This window comes from Niastella sp. sgz303648 (assembly GCF_059587045.1).
On record NZ_JCAPSW010000007.1, the window covers coordinates 224,498 to 246,955 of the forward strand.

20 protein-coding genes are annotated in these 22,458 nt (G+C 39.3%); 18 read left to right on the forward strand and 2 right to left on the reverse strand.

What is annotated here, in order from left to right:
- The first annotated feature begins 53 nt into the window (after positions 1-53).
- From AC59IL_RS21335 to AC59IL_RS21350, 4 genes are all read left to right on the forward strand, one after another.
- Positions 54-1,280 carry a M57 family metalloprotease gene (locus tag AC59IL_RS21335; RefSeq protein ID WP_496554224.1) on the forward strand — a complete coding sequence of 409 codons (1,227 nt, stop codon included), beginning with the start codon at positions 54-56 and terminating at the stop codon, positions 1,278-1,280.
- A 161-nt stretch (positions 1,281-1,441) separates the two neighbouring features.
- Positions 1,442-2,986, forward strand: a complete 1,545-nt coding sequence (locus AC59IL_RS21340; protein WP_496554225.1) for a YifB family Mg chelatase-like AAA ATPase — start codon at positions 1,442-1,444, stop codon at positions 2,984-2,986.
- A 71-nt stretch (positions 2,987-3,057) separates the two neighbouring features.
- Positions 3,058-3,564 carry a hypothetical protein gene (locus AC59IL_RS21345; protein WP_496554226.1) on the forward strand — a complete coding sequence of 169 codons (507 nt, stop codon included), beginning with the start codon at positions 3,058-3,060 and terminating at the stop codon, positions 3,562-3,564.
- Positions 3,565-3,825: 261 nt separating this feature from the next.
- Positions 3,826-4,365 carry a hypothetical protein gene (locus AC59IL_RS21350; protein WP_496554227.1) on the forward strand — a complete coding sequence of 180 codons (540 nt, stop codon included), beginning with the start codon at positions 3,826-3,828 and terminating at the stop codon, positions 4,363-4,365.
- An 88-nt stretch (positions 4,366-4,453) separates the two neighbouring features.
- On the opposite strand, the gene AC59IL_RS21355 is transcribed toward AC59IL_RS21350, so the two are convergent.
- Complete coding sequence (locus AC59IL_RS21355) at positions 4,454-5,242, reverse strand: hypothetical protein (protein WP_496554228.1); 789 nt, start codon at positions 5,240-5,242, stop codon at positions 4,454-4,456.
- Positions 5,243-5,331: 89 nt separating this feature from the next.
- Between AC59IL_RS21355 and AC59IL_RS21360 the strand changes: the two genes are divergently transcribed.
- Positions 5,332-5,598: a magnesium chelatase subunit ChlI family protein gene (locus AC59IL_RS21360; protein WP_496554229.1), complete on the forward strand. Its 267-nt coding sequence runs from the start codon at positions 5,332-5,334 to the stop codon at positions 5,596-5,598.
- Between the two features lie 435 nt (positions 5,599-6,033).
- A complete protein-coding gene (locus AC59IL_RS21365; protein WP_496554230.1) occupies positions 6,034-6,441 on the forward strand; it encodes a hypothetical protein in 408 nt (135 codons plus the stop codon).
- Here AC59IL_RS21365 and AC59IL_RS21370 read toward each other — a convergent pair.
- Positions 6,428-7,186, reverse strand: a complete 759-nt coding sequence (locus AC59IL_RS21370) for a sugar transferase (protein WP_496554231.1) — start codon at positions 7,184-7,186, stop codon at positions 6,428-6,430. The genes AC59IL_RS21365 and AC59IL_RS21370 overlap by 14 nt on opposite strands.
- Positions 7,187-7,651: 465 nt before the next feature.
- Here AC59IL_RS21370 and AC59IL_RS21375 point away from each other — a divergent pair, with 465 nt between their 5' ends.
- The 12 genes from AC59IL_RS21375 (at position 7,652) to AC59IL_RS21430 (ending at position 22,416) form a co-directional block, all read left to right on the forward strand.
- Positions 7,652-8,497, forward strand: a complete 846-nt coding sequence (locus AC59IL_RS21375) for a glycosyltransferase (RefSeq protein WP_496554232.1) — start codon at positions 7,652-7,654, stop codon at positions 8,495-8,497.
- A gap of 98 nt (positions 8,498-8,595) precedes the next feature.
- The gene (locus AC59IL_RS21380; RefSeq protein WP_496554233.1) at positions 8,596-9,723 is read left to right on the forward strand and encodes a glycosyltransferase; all 1,128 of its coding nucleotides are present in this window, start codon (positions 8,596-8,598) and stop codon (positions 9,721-9,723) included.
- An 18-nt stretch (positions 9,724-9,741) separates the two neighbouring features.
- Positions 9,742-10,107: a hypothetical protein gene (locus tag AC59IL_RS21385; RefSeq protein WP_496554234.1), complete on the forward strand. Its 366-nt coding sequence runs from the start codon at positions 9,742-9,744 to the stop codon at positions 10,105-10,107.
- Between the two features lie 194 nt (positions 10,108-10,301).
- Entirely contained in the window at positions 10,302-13,511 is a 3,210-nt protein-coding gene (locus AC59IL_RS21390; protein WP_496554235.1) for a glycosyltransferase, read from the forward strand.
- Positions 13,512-13,629: 118 nt separating this feature from the next.
- On the forward strand, positions 13,630-14,592 hold the full coding sequence (locus AC59IL_RS21395) for a glycosyltransferase family 2 protein (protein ID WP_496554236.1): 963 nt from the start codon (positions 13,630-13,632) through the stop codon (positions 14,590-14,592).
- Positions 14,593-14,623: 31 nt separating this feature from the next.
- Complete coding sequence (locus AC59IL_RS21400) at positions 14,624-15,343, forward strand: glycosyltransferase family 2 protein (RefSeq protein ID WP_496554237.1); 720 nt, start codon at positions 14,624-14,626, stop codon at positions 15,341-15,343.
- 80 nt (positions 15,344-15,423) lie between these two features.
- Positions 15,424-17,559, forward strand: a complete 2,136-nt coding sequence (locus AC59IL_RS21405) for a DUF8201 family protein (protein WP_496554238.1) — start codon at positions 15,424-15,426, stop codon at positions 17,557-17,559.
- A 50-nt stretch (positions 17,560-17,609) separates the two neighbouring features.
- Complete coding sequence (locus AC59IL_RS21410; protein WP_496554239.1) at positions 17,610-18,368, forward strand: class I SAM-dependent methyltransferase; 759 nt, start codon at positions 17,610-17,612, stop codon at positions 18,366-18,368.
- Between the two features lie 27 nt (positions 18,369-18,395).
- The gene (locus AC59IL_RS21415) at positions 18,396-19,997 is read left to right on the forward strand and encodes an ArnT family glycosyltransferase (RefSeq protein WP_496554240.1); all 1,602 of its coding nucleotides are present in this window, start codon (positions 18,396-18,398) and stop codon (positions 19,995-19,997) included.
- A 97-nt stretch (positions 19,998-20,094) separates the two neighbouring features.
- Entirely contained in the window at positions 20,095-20,838 is a 744-nt protein-coding gene (locus tag AC59IL_RS21420) for a rhamnan synthesis F family protein (RefSeq protein WP_496554241.1), read from the forward strand.
- On the forward strand, positions 20,838-21,674 hold the full coding sequence (locus AC59IL_RS21425) for a hypothetical protein (RefSeq protein ID WP_496554242.1): 837 nt from the start codon (positions 20,838-20,840) through the stop codon (positions 21,672-21,674). The genes AC59IL_RS21420 and AC59IL_RS21425 overlap by 1 nt, the downstream gene beginning before the upstream one ends.
- A 1-nt stretch (position 21,675) precedes the next feature.
- Positions 21,676-22,416, forward strand: a complete 741-nt coding sequence (locus tag AC59IL_RS21430) for a glycosyltransferase family 2 protein (protein ID WP_496554243.1) — start codon at positions 21,676-21,678, stop codon at positions 22,414-22,416.
- The last annotated feature ends 42 nt before the right edge of the window (positions 22,417-22,458 follow it).

The window sequence follows — 22,458 nt, forward strand, 5'->3', positions numbered from 1 at the left end:
CGTTTATGTTAGTAATTTAGGCTCCTTATTTTTTAACCATTAAATCTTATCGAATGAGAAAATTACCCATTCTCTTCGGCCGGTATTTTTTTGCGCTGGCCGCATCTTCAATCGTTTTATTCTCCTGTAAAAAAAATGAAATTGCATCTACCGATTCCGGTATCGACAAAGACAATCCCATGTATTCCTACATTCAAAAATTAGGATATAAGGATAGCGAGATAAAGGACATCGGTAAAGAGTATCTGGTTGATGGCGACCTGTTATTTTCAAAAGAAAGCAAGCCTGATTTTTCATTATTCGATGGCCCCAAAACCGAACAGTACGGCACCGCCAATTACGTAGGCTACGATATACAGCCTTCTATCAGTGTATATGCCGATGCCTCGATGAACGCTTATTCAAGTCAGATAGACGGCGCTATTGCCTTATGGAATAATGTTACCAACTGCAGGGTTAAATTTACCCGGGTTGCTTCATCCGGCGCTAACATTACCATAACAAATCAGAATTTAGGCTCGGGCGTTTGCGGTGCGTCTTATTTTCCACTGAATGGGTTGCCCGGGTCACTTATAAGAATTAATATCAGCCAAATTTCGGGTAACTCTTTTGCACAACAGCAGCGCACCATTGCACATGAGTTGGGCCATTGTATAGGTTTCAGGCATACCAACTGGGCGTCGGGCGAACCCCAGTCGGGACAATTATCAGACAATGGCGCTTATTTCGATGCCATGCATATTTTGGGTACGCCCACCGGCGGTGATGCCAACTCGTTAATGAACGGCGGAGAATGCGGCATTGGCGCTACCACGCTTTCGAGCTATGATATACTGGCGGTACAGTTCTTATATCCGGCCAATGCTCCGGTAGCAGGAACAGTTCCGGTATTTCGTTATTTCGAAAAAAATAATATCCAGGATCATTTTTATACTACGAGTTTAGGTGAGCTCGGAAATGGTAATAATGGTAATTACCTTTTTGAGGGAATTGGCTTTTTTGCCTTCCCCAATCAGGTGGCAAATTCAGTACCTGTTTATCGTTATTGGAGAACAGGAGATGCCGGGGACCATTTTTATACTACCAACTTTGGTGAACTTGGTACTACATTTTACGAGGGCATTGGTTTTTATGGCTATTCTTCGGCCATTAATGGCGCTGTACCTGTGTATAGATATTACAATAACAGCACTGCCGACCACTTTTACACAAAAAATCCAAATGAAATGTCGTCCCTGCCGGGTTATACATACGAAGGCATTGGCTGGTATGCTTACTAAGTCAGTACGGTTTTTCACACAAAAAAAAAATGCATCAACCCGGGGTTGGTGCATTTTTTTTATGGCTATGGGTAATCACCTGCAGCAATTCAATACCAGTCAAAACCGAACATATTAATATTTTTCATATCTTCCCATACGTTTAACCATACACTTTATTCATGCTTGTCAAAACGTTTGGAAGTGCCGTATACGGTGTGGAGGCTATTACGATTACTATAGAGGTAAACGTAATGAAAGGGAACCGGTTTTACTTCATTGTTGGCCTGCCCGACATTGCTGTAAAAGAAAGTTTACAACGGGTCGAAAGCGCCATAAAAACAATCGGGTACCAGATGCCACGCACAAAACTGGTAATTAATTTGGCTCCTGCCGATATCAGAAAAAGCGGTTCTGCTTTTGATCTTGCTATAGCCATTGGAATAATGGCCGCCAATGAACAATTAAAAAATCCCGAAAAATTAAAAGACTATATGATTATGGGTGAGCTGAACCTCGATGGAACGGTTCAACCCATAAAAGGTGCATTGCCTATTGCCATTACAGCGCGCAAAGAAGGCTTTAAAGGCCTTATAGTTCCCAAACAAAATTGCCGCGAAGCAGGTATGGTAGATACCCTGCCGGTATACGGTGTAGAACATCTTGCCGAAGTAATTGAATTCTTTAACAACGATAAAACTATACAACCGGTAGTAGTGAATACACGTGAAGAATTTTTTCAGGCCAAAGACGATTTTGAATTTGATTTCACCGATGTAAAAGGACAGGAAAACATTAAACGTGCTCTTGAAATTGCTGCAGCCGGTGGACATAATGCTATATTGATCGGTCCGCCGGGCGCCGGTAAAACCATGTTGGCCAAACGGCTTTCGACCATTTTACCGCCGCTCACTTTGCAGGAAGCGTTGGAAACAACGAAGATCCATTCGGTTGCCGGCAAGCTGCCGGCCAATGCAACACTGATATCCAAACGACCTTTTCGTTCGCCGCATCATACCATCAGTGATGTAGCGCTGGTTGGTGGCGGTGGCATGCCGCAACCCGGTGAAATATCACTGGCGCATAACGGCGTATTGTTTTTAGATGAGCTGCCCGAATTTAAACGCAGTGTGCTGGAAGTAATGCGCCAGCCGATGGAAGAACGCAGAGTAACAATATCCCGCGCAAGAATAGCAATTGACTTCCCGGCGAATTTTCAACTTATCAGTTCTATGAATGCCTGCCCTTGTGGCTTTTATAACCATCCTGACAAGGAGTGCTCGTGCCCGCCCGGCGCCGTTCATAAGTACCTGAATAAAATATCGGGTCCTTTATTAGATCGTATAGACCTGCACGTTGAAGTAACGCCGGTATCTTTTTCCGATTTAAGTAAACAAAAAAACGGCGAGCCATCTGATGCAATTCGCCAACGGGTGATCGATGCCCGTAAAATACAGGCAGAAAGATATAATGGCAATCCCGGTATTTATTGCAATGCCCAAATGAACAGTAAACAATTAAAAGAAGTATGCACCATCAATGCAGCCGGCCAAAACCTGTTAAAAACGGCCATCAACAAACTGAATTTATCGGCCCGCGCCTATGATCGCATTTTAAAAGTTAGCCGAACCATTGCTGACCTGGCAGGTAGTGAGGCCATTCAACCTGAACATTTGGCGGAGGCGATTACGTATAGGAATTTGGATAGAGAGGGATGGGGAGGGTGAACCTCAACGTCATTTTTTAAATAACGGCATATATTTATGTGTTGGTGGCAATTTTAAAAAACCGTACAGCAATGCAAGAAGATTATTTAAAGAGTAAGCTTATAGAAAATTCCGTTAGTCTTTTAACAGACTTTTTTAATGTTATTTCGGATGGATATAACCCTGCATTAATATCTGTGACAATTGACTTGACAAAGAATATTGAGAATGAAGAAATATTTATTTATAAGACACATAACTGGATTGGGACAAAGGAATATTACGAAGAAAGAATATTACCAACTAAGACAAATGTTAATTTTATCCAAAAGCGAATTAATGAAAATTTTCAATGGTGTTTAGAACATATAGTTGGTTTTAGTCAGGTCCCAAAACTTTTTGAAAGCGAGTTTCATTATGATAATTTAAAGGACTTAGTAAAGAAAGTAGAAGATCAAATAATTATGTTTCTTGAAAATTGGCATCCAAATGGAACTGAATATTTGATTGACACCAGAGATGGTAGTCTTGAACGAGTTCTGGTTATTCACAGCCAGAACAAAACAATTGTAATTAAATTTGGTAACTATATCCACTAAAAACTGCCACCAACATGGTATTGGCAAAAGCTGGGCAGACGGAAGCTATGGTTCAGCAGTTGCAGCATCGTTGGTCAGTTGTTCGGGCTGACAAGCAGCTTTCAGCCAAATATCAAACATCAACTTTTATTTTCTATTTTCATCATCGGTAGCCGGGCGGACGGAATACTATTCCCAGCCTTGCCAATACTTGGCCGTTGACTGCTATACAAAAGCAACGTTTACGTTTAAGCAGTTGTCAAATTCCATAACGCTTTTCATATGCGAAAAATATTTGCAATTTTTCTTTGCTGTTTTCTTTTGACACAGAGTTTTGGACAGACACAAAGAAAAGTTTCAACTTATTTATTTACAGAATATAACCATACACTTTACGACTATACAATTGGCAATAATCCGTGGGGAGTTGGACTTGGACTTCAAACCTTTTTAAATAACAAAACGAAGTTCAAGCCAACACTTGAGCTTACTGGCGACATTTACTTAGAGGACAACAAAGTTTTGAAGCTAAATCCTGATGGGAGTATTCCTCAAAACGACAATACTGTTGGTGGGATGGTAAATCTTTTTGTCGGTTCTTCATTTCATCCAAAACAAAATATTTATTTATCATTTGTTGCAGGACCAAGTTTTATTAGCGGACAGACGTTGTTAGGCATTAAGCCTTCATTTGGGATTTATTTTTCTAAAACTCAAAGATGGACTGGAAAACTTTCTTACATAAATGTGTTTAATCGGACAAGAGTTGCCAAAGAAGATTTTGGTTCACTAAGTTTATCAATTGGACTGAAACTATTTTGACAATGTACAGCAGCCAACAAATGCATTTGTAAAAGCATGGCTTGACCAGCAGCACTTGTTTGCGGGAGGACAAAATTCGTTCGCAATTCTATTGATTCGTTCTCTTTGCTTTGTTATACTCGGTTAGACATTCTTCAAGCGGTTTGCCCTGGTTATAAATGCAATCACAAAATTTTTCGCAGGCTTTTGGATCACTATTGCCAGGACAACCATTTGTGCATTCCTCTGGGGAATTGCCGGGTCGAATGTCATAAATGATATTGTTTAAAAATATAACTGCAGCAAGAATTGCCACAACACTTCCGAAAAACAGGAATGGGAATTTGTTGCTCAACTGTTTTTCCCTTGTTGAAGGACCATGCTCTTTAACTTGTTTGAATGATAAAATATATTTTATACGTTCGTAATCCCAAAACAATAAATATAAATTGGCCAGTATCATAAACGTTGTGCTACGGGTGCCTTCGAACCGGACAGCATAAGTCAGGATGCAAATATTCAGGATAATGGGAAAATACATCAATGCACCAAGAAATGCTGTTCTTGGAATGAGTAATAAAATAGCAATTAATAACTGCGCAATTCCGATAAATGTATAGTAGTATCCGGTGTGGTATAGTGCTTCTAAATAATGACCCATTGGGTTGTTAACGGATAAGCCGCTGGCGAACCGTTCTCCCCTGACTTTTACAAGCCCAGATATAATAAATGCCAGGGCCAACATGATGCGACAGAAAATGGCAAAATAATGAAACCATTTGTTTCCTTTTGCTTCATAATACACGCGATTAAGCCTGCTTGATATACTCATAAAATAAAAGTTGAGTTGATGGTCACGAATAGTTTTATGTTTTATCTCGTCTATTGTCCTTCCCATTAGCTGCAATGTCAGATTAAACTATCTATATAAAAGCACTTTGAATTACAAAGTAAACAAAATAAATTATATTCAAAACAGGCAACTCATTGCATTTTCCCCATGCAATTGGTACTTTTTTTGAAATAGTATGGAACAACAAGCTGCTGAAAAAGGTATGCGCCATCAATGCAGCCGGCCAAAACCTGTTAAAAACGGCCATCAACAAACTGAATTTATCTGCCCGCGCCTATGATCGTATTTTAAAAGTTAGCCGAACCATTGCGGATCTGGCGGGTAGTGAAAGTATTCAACCCGAGCATCTGGCAGAGGCGATTACCTATAGAAATCTCGATAGAGAAGGTTGGGGTGGGTGAAAAATATCGTTGATCTGGTTTTTGGGTATTCTTTTCAAGTGAAATACCATTGGCTCATTTACCCTTAAACTGCTTAGCCAACTAAATCATTGTCGCTCCCAATTGATCTGCCTGCAATCTGTATTAAGCTTTTCTGCACGCTGAGCATAAGCTTCAACACATTGAGTTAATGCCCTGACAACCCGAATCATAACGCCTGCATGCCGATAATTAACCATTACCATTTGATTTTACCTCACTGCAACGCGTGTTTAGGGTTCAACCAGTCGAGTCTTAACGACCGCAACACGAGTTGTAGCTTCCGCAACACGAATTGATGGCGCCGCATGCCGGGTAGTAGTTATCGCATGACGTGTTGTTACCACTACCTGATACGGCAGTACCTAATACTCAATAGGCGGCACGAACGACCCGGCATGTTGAATGGTACAACCAATGCGCGAAATGAAAATCCCGGCAGGTAAAGAGTATCACTCAACTTGCAGAATGGAATGCCTGGCAGGTCAGGGCTACGACTCAGCTTGCGGTATGAAAAAAACAGCAGGTGATGGGTGCAACTTAACTTGCGGAATGAAAAGCCCGGCAGGTTATAGGCTCAACACCACTCGCCAAATGAAAAAACCGGCAGGCGTAGTTTACAACTCAGTTTGCGGTCTGAAGAAAAAAGCAGGTGATATATACAACTCAGCTTGCAGCATGAAAATTCAGGCAGGTGTAGCGTTCAATTCGATCTGCGGCATGAAAACATTAACTGGCAGAAAGCAATGGCAAAAAAGCAATGGCAGGAAAAGAAGAAGAAAAAGCAAGCAATCGTTAGCAACTGACTCTATCAGTTCTGTATAGTTTTAAGAGAAGGCGTGTTCCATTCTTCGGCGGTAGTTTTACCGGCATCTTTGGTTTTAAAGATCCTTGAAAAAACTTCACCTATAATCTGAGCGCCGGTTTTACGAACGATGCGAATATCTAACCAAAAGTTCGCATTGCGTACATAAAAAGCGTCGAACTGGTAGCGATGAAAAATGCTTTCAAAATCTTTAGTGGGGCCTTTATATCCTTTGATCTGGGCCAAACCGGTAATACCAGGTTTTACCAGGTTTCTGAATTTATAACCACTAATAGCGCTCGCAAATTTATTGCAGTCGGCATACATATGCGGGCGCGGACCCACAATACTCATATGCCCCAACAATACATTGAAAAACTGAGGAAATTCATCTAATCCGGTAACACGTAAAAACCGGCCGATACGGGTAATACGGGGATCATTCTCGCTGGCCTGACGAATATCAGCTTCATAATTCATGTACATGGTACGTAACTTATAGCACCAAAATACACGTCCAAGAAAACCCACCCGCTTTTGTTTAAAAAACACCGGTCCCTTTGAATCGAGCCTTATCATCACCATCAAAACAGGAAGTAACCATGATAACATAAACACTATTATCGCCAAAGATATCATTATATCAAAGCACCGTTTTGCAACGAAATACCCTTGCTTACGTTCCAAATATAACCTGAGTGACGGGGGATGCTCGGTAAAAAACTTAACTCGCTTATAAACTAAATTATCGGGTCGCTCAATCATAGTACAGGTATTTGGGTTCCTCAAGGATTTTGTTAACGTAATAAACAGGTTATTAGTACCTGAAAATGTCTTTAATTACAGTTTTAACATCTAAAACACCAAACCAGCTTAATTCGTTAATAATTAAATGTTAAAACAGGATTTTAAAAAATTATAACCCTTGTCAATGACACGGCAAACTTAAGAAAGGTTGCACCAAAAAAAGTTTAAAAATTTTATTTCAATTTTTTTAAAACCCGTCATTTACACGATTTTATATCAAATCTGCACGCTTACTCCTGAAAACTGCACGGTTATTGTTCAAATCACACATTCAAAAAAATTTTACTCATTCTGTAAAGCAACGTTTTAAGGCAAATTGCGCTCCATAAATACAGTAATGTTTAAAATAGCGTTTACCTTTGCACCAATTATAAAAAATAAAACATTGTTGCATGCAGGTTAAATCATAACCGCAAACTGAAGATGAAATCTTATCCCCAAAAAATTGATTTTTACCTGTTAATACCCTTCTTCAATAACCTTCCGGGCCTGCTTCATTCGTTACACAGTGTACAATATGATGCAGATAAGTTTGTTGTGGTGATTGTTGACGATGGTAGTAAGCATCCTATTACCCATGAAACGCTATACCAGCACATTGCTTCAGAAATAAAAACCGAAATAATCCGGTTGCCTCAAAACCAGGGCATTACCGTTGCCTTAAATACTGGTTTACAATGGATACTGCAGCAAAAAAATGCCGATTTCATTGCCCGGCTCGATTGCGGCGATACCTGCTCGGCCGATCGGTTTTATAAGCAGGTAGCCTTTTTAACACAATATTCCAATATAAACCTGGTAGGTAGCTGGTGCATTTTTAAAGATTATTCAACAAATGTTGCATACAAGTATATTACCCCTACCCGGCATAATAATATAACCCGGGGTATGCATTTTCGAAATATTTTCATCCATCCAACTGTTATGTGGAGGTGTGAGGCTGTGAAAGAAAGTGGTTTTTACCCCGAAAACTATCCTGATGCCGAAGATTATGGCTTTTTTTACCAGCTTTTGATGAAAGGCGAATGTGCTATTATTCCCGAATATCTGGTAACCTGCGAAATAAATCACAAAGGCATTTCGATCAGTTCCAGAAAAAAACAGCTAAAAAGTCGTATAAAGGTGGTGCGTGAATACGGAAAAAATAGGGTTTTACGTTATTTGGGCGTTTTTAAACTAAGATTGCTTCTGATCATCCCATATAATATCATTTTTTTCTTAAAAAGAGCATTATATGGAGTACGGTCAACAGACAATGTTCCGGTATAAAGCCATATGAAGGGAAAATCAGTAGTTTATACATGGCGTAAAAGCAAAATGTAACACATTTTACTTTTGCTGTTTAACAAAGTCTAAATCCATTTATTATGAAAATTGTACATGTGGCTGAGGCTTTTGCAGGAGGCATCGTTGTATTTGTAAAATCACTGGTTGAAAATTTACCGAACGACGAGCATATTATTGTTCATGGCGAAAGAGCTCATGTTACAAGTTTTACTGATATCAGAAAACAATTCGCCCGAACCAATGCCCGTTTTGTTCGCTGGCATTCGGCTCAGCGAAGCATTAGCCTAAGTAAAGATTTCTCGGCATTTTGGGAACTATACAAGGTTTTAAAAAGATTAAAAAAACAACACCAGATAGATGCCGTTCATTTACATTCTTCAAAAAGCGGATTTATCGGAAGAATGGTGTGCAGGTTATTGGGAATCAATAATGTAATATATACCCCTAACGGAGCCCCCTTTCTGGTAGGGACCAGTAAAATCTCAAACTTTCTTTATAAGCAGCTCGAACGGCTGGGCCATGGTTTCGGAGGGCAGGTGGTTTGCTGCTCACCCTCAGAACAGGCCGAATATGAAAAAGTCGGCATTCCGGCCATTACCATCAATAATGGTATCACATTCGATAAGATCAGCGGGTACGATATGGAACCTTCCAATAAAAAGTTTTGTATTGTTACCAGCGGACGCATTATCAATCAAAAAAATCCCGCTCTTTTCAACGCTATCGCCCGGTATTTTGAAGAATTTAAACAATTCGAATTTATCTGGATCGGCGATGGGCCCGAAAGAGAATTGCTAACATCTTCAAATATTACCGTCACCGGCTGGCAGCCCGGCGAAGATGTTGCCCGCTTAATTTCCTCGGCTAACGTATATTTGTCCACAGCTAATTTTGAAGGGCTACCATACGCCGTACTGGAAGCCCTTGCACTCAAAAAACCGGTTCTGTTAACAGACAGCGTAGGGAACCGTGATCTGGTAAAATCGTGTTTAAACGGTGACCTGTTTAAACACCACTCCGAAGCCATTATTAAACTGCTTCAATATTTTAATAATGTAAGCATGCTGAATATCATGGGAGAATATTCGGCCATGCATGGAAAGGAATCTTTTAATGTTAACCATACCTTTACCCGGTACAGGTATTTGTACGAGGGTAACCGAAAACAAGATGATGGATACTTAAAGCCAGCCCTTGTAAATGCATAATAAAATTTGTTAACTACAATGGAGAAGCAACTCAACGGTGTGATGAGCCATGATATGATCAAACAAAATCTTGATCAGATCAGGAGTTTTATTGAATTAGAGCTGGCCGAAAAAAAAGAAACCATAAAAGAACAGGCCCGGGAAATTGATGAACTGAAAAAAGCATTGCAACAGAAAGACGTGGCAATAAGCATGTTTGAAGCCAATAACCGGGAATTTCAGGAAACCGCCGAAGGCAACCGACAACTGATCAATAAACTTTTGGGAGATATCAGCCGCTTACAAAATGATGTGGACTGGTACAGACGCACATATGAAAAAAGAAGTTTTCTTGGCTTGTTAAAAGAAAAACTCTCAGGCGGAGCGGGTAAAAAAAATAAATAATAGTGTAGTCTGACAGGAATTTGCTACCCCTGGCATTTAATTTTCATTGAATAACCTTACGGCCGTTACTGTTGTATATGCCGGAATTTAAAATATGTTACCCTGTAAAACGGGAAGTATTCTTAAAATTGCACCCCTATCTTAAACACGTAAGAAGCATTTAGTCCATAATTAACTGCTGCAAAAAAATTATTATGCTTGAATTTACGGGGGAAAGGTTTATTCCGACTAAAGAGCTTATTAACGATGAAATGGGTTTCGAACATTTGCATCGATATAACTGTATCATACCCTTTATCCGCAACAAAATTGTTCTCGACATTGCCTGCGGCGAAGGATATGGTACCGCTTTGATAGGAAAATATGCACAAAAAGCTTACGGCGTTGATATTGATGAATCATGCATTCAATGGGCATCTGACCGGTATGGCGCCATTGATAACAAGCTTTCTTTTAAGAAAGGGGCCATTGAAAATATTCCACTTCAGGACGGCAGTGTTGATGTGATAATATCTTTTGAAACCATTGAACATGTTAACGTAGATGCCCAGCAGCTTTTTGCACATGAAATAAAAAGAGTTTTAAAAAAAGATGGCATATTAATTATTTCTACTCCCAATACCGACATTTATTCCGGCACACACAATGTTCATAATCAGTTTCATATAAAAGAGTTTCAAAAAGAAGAATTGCATTCTTTTTTAAAAGCTCATTTTAAATACGTGTACCCGTTTGAACAGGGATATGAAATTGTAAGTGTAATAACCGGCAACAATATAAAGAACCTTACCCGGTTGCAGGTATGCAATTGGGACAGAGAATTGAAAGACGTAAACCGCAAATACCTGATTTGCATTGCCAGTGATAAAGAAGTAGCAGATTATAACAACCTGTCCTCAATAGTTTTTCAGGTAAATAAAGAGCTTATGCAAACCACTAATCAAAACACATCCTTGAAAAAAAATGAATTGGTTGATCAGAAAACCGATCAACCGAAGGAAGCAAATACAGAAGCATACGAAATGCAACTGGCCTCCCTGCACGAAAAAATAAAAATACTTACCGAAGAAGCAGCTGAAGACAAAAAAAATCTTGCGTTACAATCGGCTGCGATAGAAGAACTGAAGGCAGAAATCACCGAGCATATCACAAATGTAGATCAGGCATCAGAACTTCTAAATGAAAAAGAAAATATCATATCCGATCAAAACCACCGCATCGCTACCATTTACCAGGAAGCCGATCAGATCAATAATAAATTGGCAGAAATCTATTCATCAGAAGGGTGGAAACTTCTTTCGGTTTATTATAGGCTGAAAGCGAAAATATTGCCACCCGGTTCAAAAAGATATGACAGAATAAAAAAAATATTCAATAAGTTAAGAAACAAAAAAAACGACGACTACGTAATCACCGATTATAGCGAACAATTAAAGAGAGAAGCTGAAGTTGAGATTACCAGTTTCGATATAATTGAATTTCCCGTATACGAAAAGCCCAAAGTATCCATTATCATTCCCGCATATAATGGCTGGAAAATGAATTACCAATGCCTTCACTCCATTAAACAAAATACATATGGAGTAACCTATGAGGTAATTTTTGCCGACGATGTATCTACAGATGAAACAAAAGACATTGAGAGCTATATAAATAATATTATAGTTGTACGAAATGAAACCAACCAGGGTTTTTTAAAAAACTGTAATCATGCAGCCACCTTTGCAAGGGGCGAATACATACATTTCCTCAATAACGATACAAAAGTAACCCGCGGCTGGTTAACCTCGCTGGTAGAACTGATGAAAAAAGATCCTGCAATTGGTATGGTCGGCTCAAAACTTATATATCCCGATGGCCGTTTGCAGGAAGCGGGAGGTATTATATGGAAAGATGCATCGGGATGGAATTTCGGGCATAAACAAAATCCTGATGCCTCCGAATTTAACTACGTAAAAGAAGTTGATTACATTTCGGGGGCCAGCATTCTTATCAGGAAAGAGGTGTGGGATAAATTAGGCGGATTTGACGAAGCCTATGTACCTGCCTACTGTGAAGATTCTGATTTTGCCTTTAAAATACGTAAAATGAATATGAAGGTGGTGTATCAACCTTTATCGGAGGTTGTTCATTACGAAGGCTTTTCACATGGCACCGATCAAAACAAAAACAGCGGTTTAACCAATATCAAACAATACCAGGAAATAAATAAAAAGAAATTTGCTGCCACATGGAACGAAGAATTACAGCGGCAATTACCGAATGGAAAAGATGTTTTTCATGCAAGAGACAGAAGCTATGGCAAAAAAACAATACTGGTAATTGACCATTACGTACCGCAGTTCGACAAAGATGCCGGCTCAAGAACAACCTATCAATACCTTGAAGCTTTCACCGAACTGGGGATGAACGTGAAATTCATGGGCGATAATTTTTATAAATATGAGCCCTATTCAACTATACTCCAGCAAAAAGGTATTGAAGTAATATATGGTAATTATTACGCCAAAAATTATCAAAAATGGCTCCTGGAAAATGAAAAGAACTTTGACTACATATTATTAAACCGGCCACACATATCTGAGAAGTATATAAAAATTCTGCAAAACAGAACACACGCTAAAATTTTTTACTACGGACACGATTTGCATTTTATCAGAGAGCTGAAAGAATATGAAATTACCAAAGACGAAAAGAAACTGATATCGTCTAACCGGTGGAAAACCATTGAATATAATTTATTTAAGAACTCAGACGTAGTACTTACTCCAACCTTAAAAGAAAAAGAAATAATCGGTAAGGACTTCCGCGATAAGAAAATTGAAGTACTGCCGGCATTCTTTTACGATGAAATAGGCAGCCCCATTACAAATTTCAATGAACGGAAAAACCTCCTTTTCGTAGGGGGCTTTAAACATTCACCCAACATTGATGCAGTTATATGGTTTGTTGAAGAAGTACTTCCCATTATACGCAAACAAATTCCCGATATTCAGTTTATTGTAACAGGGTCAAATGTTCCCGATAGAATAGCAAAATTTTCTTCTGAAAATGTTGTCATAAAAGGATTTGTAAGTGACAAGGAATTAGACCGGTTATATAATACCTGTAAAATTGCAGTTATTCCTCTACGCTTTGGAGCCGGTTTAAAAGGCAAAACGGTAGAAGCAATGGCAAAAGGATTACCGGTGGTAAGCACCTCCTTTGGAATCGAAGGATTAAATGATCTTGGCGATATCTTACAACCCTACGATACGGCTCAGGATTTTGCCAACGCTATTACAGCGCTTTATAATGACGCCAATGCTCTTGAGAAGCTAAGTGAGCGAACCGCTGCATATTCCGGGCAACACTTTACGAAAAAGGCAGCGAAGGAATTTTTTAAATCGCTGTTTCAGCTTTAGTAAAGAAGGTGCCGGGAAAAGTGTGATTTAGCAAATCAAATAAGTCGTTGACAAAATAAAACTTATAATAAAATTCAATTACCCCTAACTAATTGCTTATAAACCCCGATAAATCGAAATGAAAATTGCTGTATTGATACCCTGTTACAACGAGGAAGCAACTATCAAAAAAGTAATAAGAGACTTTGCTACTCAATTACCTGAAGCGAAGATTTATGTATGCGACAACAACTCAAGCGACAACACCTACAATATTGCTTTGGCAAATGGGGCAATTGTACTAAAAGAACCACGCCAGGGAAAGGGTAATGTAGTAAGAACTTTGTTTAAAGATATAGACGCCGATATATATGTTCTGGTAGACGGAGATGATACGTATCCCGCAGAATTTGTACACGAATTGATACAACCGGTAGCAGAAAACCAGGCCGACATGGTACTTGGCGACAGAATTTCAAATGGCGCCTATTCAAAGGAAAACAAAAGAGCCTTTCATGGTTTTGGAAATAATCTGGTGAAAAAACTGATTAATACCCTGTTTAAATCAAACGTAGACGATATTATGACCGGCTACCGCGTATTCAACAGGTACTTTGTTAAAACATTTCCGGTACTTAGTAAAGGTTTCGAAATTGAAACGGAAATGACGATCTGGTCATTACATAATAATTACAGAGTAAAGGAAATTCCAATTGATTATCGCGACCGGCCCGAGGGCAGTGTATCAAAATTAAACACCTATACCGACGGATTTAAAGTGCTTAAAATTGTGTTTTCTCTTTTCAAAGATTATAAACCCCTCGCATTTTTTGGCATCATGGGTTTGGTTTTATGTATTTCGGGCTTAATTATTGGCGTTCCCCCGGTTATTGAATATATGGAGCAGGGATACGTTTGGAAAGTACCATCCACTATCTTGGCAGCTTCTCTTGAAATAATTGCGCTGCTGCTATTTGCCTGCGGCCTGATCCTTGACACAACAGTAAAGCATGGGAAAATGTTGCATGAGCAGCAATCAACTTTATTCAAGTTCATTGAAAACAGAACCTGGCAAAAAGAAGCTGATCGTGCCATTTTTTAATTAACAATTAAGCATTATTTACATAGCGCCAATGATTACAAAATTATCTGTTGTTATTCCTGCCTATAACGAACAAAACACCATTCACCTGATACTTGACAGAGTACGCGACGTTGAGTTAATTAATGATATTAAAAAAGAGATCATTATTGTAAACGATTGCTCAAAAGACAAAACGGAAGAAGCCATTGTAAGCTATATGCAAAAAAATCCCGACATGCCTGTTACCTATTTTAAACATGAGGTAAATATGGGCAAAGGGGCTGCCCTGCATACAGGTATTTCCAAAGCAACAGGCGATTATATTTTGATTCAGGATGCCGACCTTGAATATGATCCCGATGAATATAATACATTAATAGTACCCATATTAAAAGGTACTGCCGACGTAGTTTACGGATCAAGGTTTATGGGCGGATCGCCTCACAGAATTTTATTTTTCTGGCATAGTATCGGAAATAAGTTCCTTACCATGTTGTCGAATATGTTTACCAACCTGAACCTAACCGACATGGAAACCTGTTATAAGCTCTTTAAAAGAGACATTATCCAAAATATTAAACTACAGGAAAAAAGATTTGGATTTGAACCTGAAGTCACTGCCAAAATTTCGAGAATACCGAATATTAAAATATATGAAGTTGGCATTTCCTACTACGGAAGAACCTATGCCGAAGGGAAAAAAATAAGCTGGAAGGATGGAATTCGGGCCATTTTCTGCATTCTGAAATATGGCGCATTTAAATTGTAGCATTCCTGAAAGTGTTTTCAGGAATGCCCTGACACGAACAAATACCGGATCCGGTACCCCCTAAAGCTAAAACATGAAAAATGCGCTTAACATTTCTTCTTTTTATTGTTTTAATTAGCATTTATTGCTGGCTCGCAGATGTCATAAACATTATTTTTTACCTGTTTCATATAAGCAGCCCCCATAAACACATTTATAGCACCGTAATCAGTAGTCTTATTTTTTTGATTGGTTTGTGCACATGGGTAGCCCTCAACTATAAAAGATCCGGTTATCAGTTTCTTAAAAACATCTTTCAGCCTCACAGAAAAAAAGAATGGCTGTTGTTATTGATAGTATCTCTGCCTGTGATCGGGCTGGGGCTGTTCAGAAGCGTATTCCCCGATTCGAACTTCGATACTTTTCATTTTGAATTATATCTTCAGGAATTTGATTTTACCGAAAGCAAAGCCAACTTTGGCGCTGCAGCTATAAGAACTTATTATTTTCCTCTACCCGAAAGAGTGTTTGGGTTATTCAGGCATATATTAGGTTACCGGCTTGGAACCATACTAAATACTTTTTTTCTTCTTACCATTATTGCATCTGTATATGATTTTTTAAAAAAGATACTTGCATTGTATGGTACCGGCAGAAACATTCACCTGATAATACCAGCGTTGCTTTCATTGTTTGTTGTTTTTGCCGATAACACTTTCTTTACTATCGGATCCTATAAACCCGATCTTATAGGAATTCCTTTTTTATTAGAAATGATATATTTCATCTTCTTCGTAAAACAACACGATCGCAAATCAACAGATTATTTGTTTTTTTTCCTCCTTGCGTCATTAACATTAACCTATAAGCTAACCTATCTGCCCTATGTAGGTATCCTTTGCTTAATTTATTTCATACAAAACTTTAAAGCTCAAAAGCTTCTTCAAACGTTCGCTATTCCGTTAACCATTCTCGTATTTCCCGGAATTTATCTGTTGTATAATGAAATAGAAACCGGCAACCCTATTTTTCCGTTCTTTAATAAATTATTTCATTCCACGCTGTTCCCCGCCGAAAACTGGAAAGATTCGCGATGGGGTTACCAAAAAACCTACGAATTATTTATTTACCCGGTAGTAACGTTGTTAAACAAAAACCGGTGCAACGAATGGGCGCTCTATAGCTACCGGCTTTTATTCGGTTATTTTATAAGCATCGGATCGGTTGTGTATTACTTAATACAGGCACGAAAACAAAGATCAAATGAATTCATTCGCATAATATTTTTCATTTCGCTGTTGGCAATTGCACTCGATTATGCCTGCTGCATAACAACAGGGTATTACCGGTATGGCGTTATTGTTGAAATATTGTATGGTATAACAATCAGTTTATGGCTACTGTACCTGCAAAACAAAGCAGCGATTGCTCTTATGCTCGCTGCCGCTTTATTTCAGGTATATGACACCACAAAAAACATTTACATTAAAAACGTAAATTTATCCTGGCATAATTATTCTTTATTACTGCACGATAAAAAAATCAGAAAAGCGAATCTCAATCGTATGCTCTCTGATTACAATACCGTTATCGATAAAAGCAATATACTTCCCAAAATTGATGCGTTTGTGAGCATGGAGCCGTTTGCCTGGGACGGGCTTTCCAAACTACTGAACAACAAGGTGCCTGTTTACGATCTCACTTCTTATGGGCGAACACCTGATTCAATAAAGCAATTCGAAAAAAATATAATAAGACCGCAATCACAAACTAAAAATCTATTTGTTGCCGCCAATAATGAGTCTATCGACGGGGGCATGATAGAGGCGCTGAATAAAAAAGGTTATCTGGTTGCTGATATGTACGAAGTATACCCCAAATTTACACAACCTAATGAACCGGTTTTTCTGTTTAAGATCGTTTATTACGACAGCGCTAAATTCACCATCAAAACCGGCAAATATTCCCTTAAAGACGAGAACACACCCGACCTGAGAAACGATTTCAATTACAAATCGCCCGATAAAGTAAAGGCCTTTATCATGGAAGCGCCTTTTGTTTATAACTGGTATTCACTGCCCAATAAATACGACCTGGTTATAAACGGCACCCGGTATACAACCAATAACAGATTTGCCGGCAAAAAAATATTTACTGTTGATTCTGATAGCGTTATAGTTCATAAATCTGAAAACGTTCCCTATTTAATTTTTACCCAGGAAATCATGAGCAAATAAAAATTAAAACACCCTTGTTTAATTGTTAACCATACATCAAAAAGCACTTTATGTTTACACAACATGTAGAACCGATGGTTAAAAACGCCATTGATTATCTGGAATCATTTAAACCACTGCCATTGGGCGCATATACCCGGGATGAATTAATTAAATTACATTGGCAATATCATCAACGGTTCAAATCATTTAAAATATTTTCAGTAACAGGTGGAAACATATTGGATGTTGGTGGAGGAAGCGGTGGTTTGTTTTTTTGGAAGGATTATCTGCTGCCGGTCAGAAAAGATCTGAAGATGAATGTGGTAGACATGCAAAAAGGTGAGTTTTTTCATCTGTATGAAAAATATGCAATACTGAACCTCGATAATGATGAGCTTCCTTTTGAAAAAGAATCTTTCGATTGTATCATACTTTCGCATTTAATTGAGCATGTTAAAGACTGGAAATTGTTACTTCAAAAGTGCAACAAGGTTCTAAAACCAAATGGTGTTATATATATTGAAACACCCTCAATGCATACAGCAAACCTGCCGTCGAAAAAGCATTATATTGAAAAAGGATTTCCCTGTACAACAATAAACTTCTTCGACGACCATACGCACATTGCTCCCATAAATCTTGATGAAATAGGCGCTTATGTAAATTCGTTGAATTTAATTACGCTTGAAAAGGGTTATTGCAGAAACGTATATCTCGAAAACCTGCTTTTATCGTATGGGCATCAAAAAAACGATATGGAAGTGTCTCAATACGGATTATGGTCGAAGCTATTGTTTTCTTCCTATATAATACTGCAAAAAATGTAATTCGCACCTCAAACACACATATATTCAATGAAGAAAAGTGCTTTTATTGCAGAAATCCAAAGCAAAGACAACCGTTATTATGTACTGTTTTTTTTGTTTTGCTTTATAACGGCCGTTATTCTGGCTTGCTGTAACCTTAATAATCCGGGTTTGTATTATGATGAAATGCTTTTTGTGAATGCTGCATTAGGCGGCAAATCAAACATTTTCATCAATTACCGGTTTATGGGCGTGCCCGTATTTCTCATGGAGTATATTGGTGCGTTGAAAGCATGGATCTATTATCCCATTTTTTCGATATTCGGTGTTAACACCTGGAGTGTGCGATTACCTGCAATTTTGTTTGGTACCTCCGGAGCAATGATGCTGGTGGCCGCTCTGTGGCGAGGCTTTGGTCCGCGTGCGGCTGTAGCCGGGGCTGTAATGATTTTATTAGATCCTACCATTATAATACATTCCCGCCTTGATTGGGGACCGAATGCGTTGATGTTTTTTTTCAGAGGCTTGCTGGTATTGTCGATCGTAAGCTGGATACGCACTATGAAAGTACAATGGGCCTGGATAGCAGCGATTGCAGCAGCATTGGGCATATTTGATAAGTTGAATTTTATATGGATGGCGAGTGCAGCATTCGGTTCGCTGGTTGTAGTGTATTCAGGCAAATTGAAAGAATTTACCCGCAATCGTCCAACCCATGCCTTGTTATTAACAGCGATGGCAACCGGTGGCCTTGCAGCAGCAGTGGTACGAGGTATTTCTGTAGCCGAGCATACTGATATCGGCTGGGGCAGCCGCCTTCGTAACGCTGTAAACCTGATCAGATATGTACTCTCCGGAGGAGGTGCGCTTAATTTTATATCGGGCGATGGATTGCGCCCCGAACCATGGTTTTGGGCAGGATATGCGGTTGCTATTATCATCGGCATATGGGGCATCAGACAAATAATAAAAAACGAAGAAGCCAAACGCCTTTTTATATGGGCCCTTGTATTATTCGCATTTGTAACAATGGCCTTTGTACTTACAAAAACAGCCACCGGTCCGCACCATTCATCTATATTATGCGGATTATGGCAATTTATATTGGCGCCGCTTGTTGGCGCAGTATGGAGCAGCTATGGTGTTGCTATTAAACCTGTACGAATTGCAACTCTTTTTTCACTGGTGCTGGTAGCAGCCGGTAGTATTACTGCTACCGTTATTTGCATCAGGGCATTTGCCAAACCGATCAACTCAAACTGGGATCCGGCAAATACTAAGGCGGCTCTATTGGTAAAAAATTATCCTGATGCCAATTTTATATGCACCGATTGGGGAATGGGCACCCTGGCCATTGGCAACAGCAAATCTTTTGAAAATATTAACGATGCATGGCCTTCATTCACCAAAGAAGAAGATGCTGTAACTATTTTCAAAAACATCAACCGCGGGAAGGATACATACATTTATACTTTACGGCCTGAATTTGAAAATTTCAAGGGCAACAGGGCAAATGTTCTCAACGCACTGCAAAAAAATAATATTAACGCGCAGCTTTATAAAGTATTCCCTAACTGGAAAGGAGAGCCTATGATAGAAGTGTTGCGAGTGCCTGCCATACTTATGCCCGGGACGCCCCCGGGTCCGTAAAGGCTGTTGGGCACCAGCCCCATTATTGCCCCGGCGAACCTGAAAGATTACAAAAAATGCACTACTTTCACCCCGTTTCAAAAAATACCATACTCCGTTGGAAAAAGCCACGCCCATATTATCTGTTTTCTTTCATAATTACTATGGCAACGACCAGGAATGGATGAACTTTTTTGCCAGTGAACTGACCTTGCCCTGGTATTTATTGTATAATGGCGTGGCCGGCTCGTATTACAGAATTTCCCAAACAGACTCACTATACACCGAACCGCCTTCAGAATGCAGGCAATTGATCGTAAAACAATCAACCAACCAGGGTAAAGATATCGGTGGCAAACTCGTGTTGATGGATGCGTATTTAAAACTGGGGCTGAAAAGCGATTATATTTTATTACTGCACGATAAGCACAGTCCGTACCACAGCCACAGCAAACAATGGAAAAAAGACCTTTTTCGCATTGCCGAAAAAGAATTTCAGCAAAAAATAATTGAACTGTTCAATAATCCGCAAACCGGTATTGTAGCTTCTGAAAACGCCATTCGCAATGAGCTCGATAACGAACAAAAAAGCAATGCCTATACCGATTCAGGCCTTATTAAAAATCTGAAAAATAAATACGGCATCAACCCGCCCGGATTACAATATGTAGCCGGCACCATGTTTTGGGTACGGGCATCTTTATTTGAGGAATTTTTCAGCATCAACCCACCATTACAAATTCGCGGCGAACTGGAACCGGGCAATATTACCGATGTGGATGGGCCAACCACCACCCACGCCTGGGAAAGATTGTTATGCTGGCTGGTAACCAGTAAAGGATTTCAAATAAAGGGGGTGTAATGTTAATCGACGTTTTTTATATAATACCTCAGGGCATACAGCCCGAAGCTATCGCCGAAAGCATACCTGTACTGGAAATAAACCTACCGGGCGATAATGCCACAGCTTGTTTTAAAACGGCTACGGCATTACCTGTGAGCAACCGGTTTTGCTTATGCCTCAATATTACCGAAGCCATTACGCATGAAATAGCAAGGGATATTGTTTCCTTCTTTTTCTTTGGCAATTATTATAAACTACAGGGAATACCGCTGGTGTTATTGCAATCAGTAAATGCAAATGACCTGAAAGCCGGCGCCGATCAGTTACAACAGGTTGCAAAAGCACAGGGTTATTTGCAATTGCAAATACAGTACCTGCAACCCGGCGCAAATGAAGCCACTGCAGTTTACACAGCGAACAATCCATCATTAATACAAAAGGCGTACAATAACTTATTAAACAATACGACGCCCGAAAATGCCTTGTTTATAAAAGTTTTACAACCCGGCGATACAATGGCGGTTAACCAGGCGCTTGCAGCAGAAGAAATGCTGTTTCAGCAGCAAAACCCGTTGATGTATGCGTTAAAACAACGGGTAAAACAGTTGCAGCAACAGGTACAACAACTGGAGGTGCTGTCAGGCGCTGCCCAACAGGAAATCAGTAATCAGGTTGAGCACAATCGCATTTTACGATCGTCGTCGCAGGCCACTGCGCTGCAAAACTATTATAACAACGAATACGAGGTGCTTCCGTTATGGTATAAGCGCCTGGGCCATTTAATAAAAGTTTTTACCGGCAAACGTACATTCAGATCACTTTTCAACGATAATATAAAAAAGTATAAAAGCTGACATGATGAAATTATCTGTAGTTATACCAGCCTACAATGAAGAAGGAAGTATTGTCGAAACAATAACTACTTTATATGAAACTTTGAAAAAAGAAAATATCGACCATGAAATACTGGTAATAAACGACAACTCAAAAGATAATACACTATCAATATTAGAACAGCTTAAAACATACATCCCTACCCTTGTTTATTATACCAACCCGGGACCAAATGGTTTTGGCTTTGCCATCAGGTTCGGACTGGAAAGGTTTTCCGGCGAATGTGTTGCCATAATGATGGCCGACCTGAGCGATGACCCGGCCGACCTGGTAAAGTTTTACTTCACCATGGTTGAACATAATTACGATTGTGTTTTTGGTAACCGGTGGACGAAAGGCGGCAAAGTATACGATTATCCTCAGCCCAAAAGATTTTTAAACAGGCTGGTGAACAACCTCATCAGCTGGAGCCTGGCACTCAGATACAACGATCTTACAAATGCTTTTAAATTATATAAAAGAGAAACCATACAGGGATTAAAACCTTTTTTATCACCACACTTTAATTTAACCCTCGAATTATCCCTCAAAGCCATAGTAAGAAATTACTCTTATACCAGCATCCCCAATTCGTGGCGAAACCGAAAATCGGGCGAATCGAAGCTCAAGATCAGGGAAATGGGAAGCCGCTATTTCTTTATTTACCTCTATTGCCTCATTGAAAAATTCTTTTCAAGGGGCGATTTCAAAAAGAAGTGGTAATTGATTGTTCGATAGCATTGAGGTGGGGTGCGTTAAAGGGGA

Bases quoted from the DNA above. Each gene is read 5' to 3' on its own strand.
- AC59IL_RS21335 (WP_496554224.1), top strand. From the start codon at position 54: ATGAGAAAATTACCCATTCTCTTCGGCCGGTATTTTTTTGCGCTGGCC.
- AC59IL_RS21340 (WP_496554225.1), top strand. From the start codon at position 1,442: ATGCTTGTCAAAACGTTTGGAAGTGCCGTATACGGTGTGGAGGCTATT.
- AC59IL_RS21345 (WP_496554226.1), top strand. From the start codon at position 3,058: ATGCAAGAAGATTATTTAAAGAGTAAGCTTATAGAAAATTCCGTTAGT.
- AC59IL_RS21350 (WP_496554227.1), top strand. From the start codon at position 3,826: ATGCGAAAAATATTTGCAATTTTTCTTTGCTGTTTTCTTTTGACACAG.
- AC59IL_RS21355 (WP_496554228.1), bottom strand. From the start codon at position 5,242: ATGGGAAGGACAATAGACGAGATAAAACATAAAACTATTCGTGACCAT.
- AC59IL_RS21365 (WP_496554230.1), top strand. From the start codon at position 6,034: ATGCGCGAAATGAAAATCCCGGCAGGTAAAGAGTATCACTCAACTTGC.
- AC59IL_RS21370 (WP_496554231.1), bottom strand. From the start codon at position 7,186: ATGATTGAGCGACCCGATAATTTAGTTTATAAGCGAGTTAAGTTTTTT.
- AC59IL_RS21375 (WP_496554232.1), top strand. From the start codon at position 7,652: ATGAAATCTTATCCCCAAAAAATTGATTTTTACCTGTTAATACCCTTC.
- AC59IL_RS21380 (WP_496554233.1), top strand. From the start codon at position 8,596: ATGAAAATTGTACATGTGGCTGAGGCTTTTGCAGGAGGCATCGTTGTA.
- AC59IL_RS21385 (WP_496554234.1), top strand. From the start codon at position 9,742: ATGGAGAAGCAACTCAACGGTGTGATGAGCCATGATATGATCAAACAA.
- AC59IL_RS21390 (WP_496554235.1), top strand. From the start codon at position 10,302: ATGCTTGAATTTACGGGGGAAAGGTTTATTCCGACTAAAGAGCTTATT.
- AC59IL_RS21395 (WP_496554236.1), top strand. From the start codon at position 13,630: ATGAAAATTGCTGTATTGATACCCTGTTACAACGAGGAAGCAACTATC.
- AC59IL_RS21400 (WP_496554237.1), top strand. From the start codon at position 14,624: ATGATTACAAAATTATCTGTTGTTATTCCTGCCTATAACGAACAAAAC.
- AC59IL_RS21405 (WP_496554238.1), top strand. From the start codon at position 15,424: ATGCGCTTAACATTTCTTCTTTTTATTGTTTTAATTAGCATTTATTGC.
- AC59IL_RS21410 (WP_496554239.1), top strand. From the start codon at position 17,610: ATGTTTACACAACATGTAGAACCGATGGTTAAAAACGCCATTGATTAT.
- AC59IL_RS21415 (WP_496554240.1), top strand. From the start codon at position 18,396: ATGAAGAAAAGTGCTTTTATTGCAGAAATCCAAAGCAAAGACAACCGT.
- AC59IL_RS21425 (WP_496554242.1), top strand. From the start codon at position 20,838: ATGTTAATCGACGTTTTTTATATAATACCTCAGGGCATACAGCCCGAA.
- AC59IL_RS21430 (WP_496554243.1), top strand. From the start codon at position 21,676: ATGATGAAATTATCTGTAGTTATACCAGCCTACAATGAAGAAGGAAGT.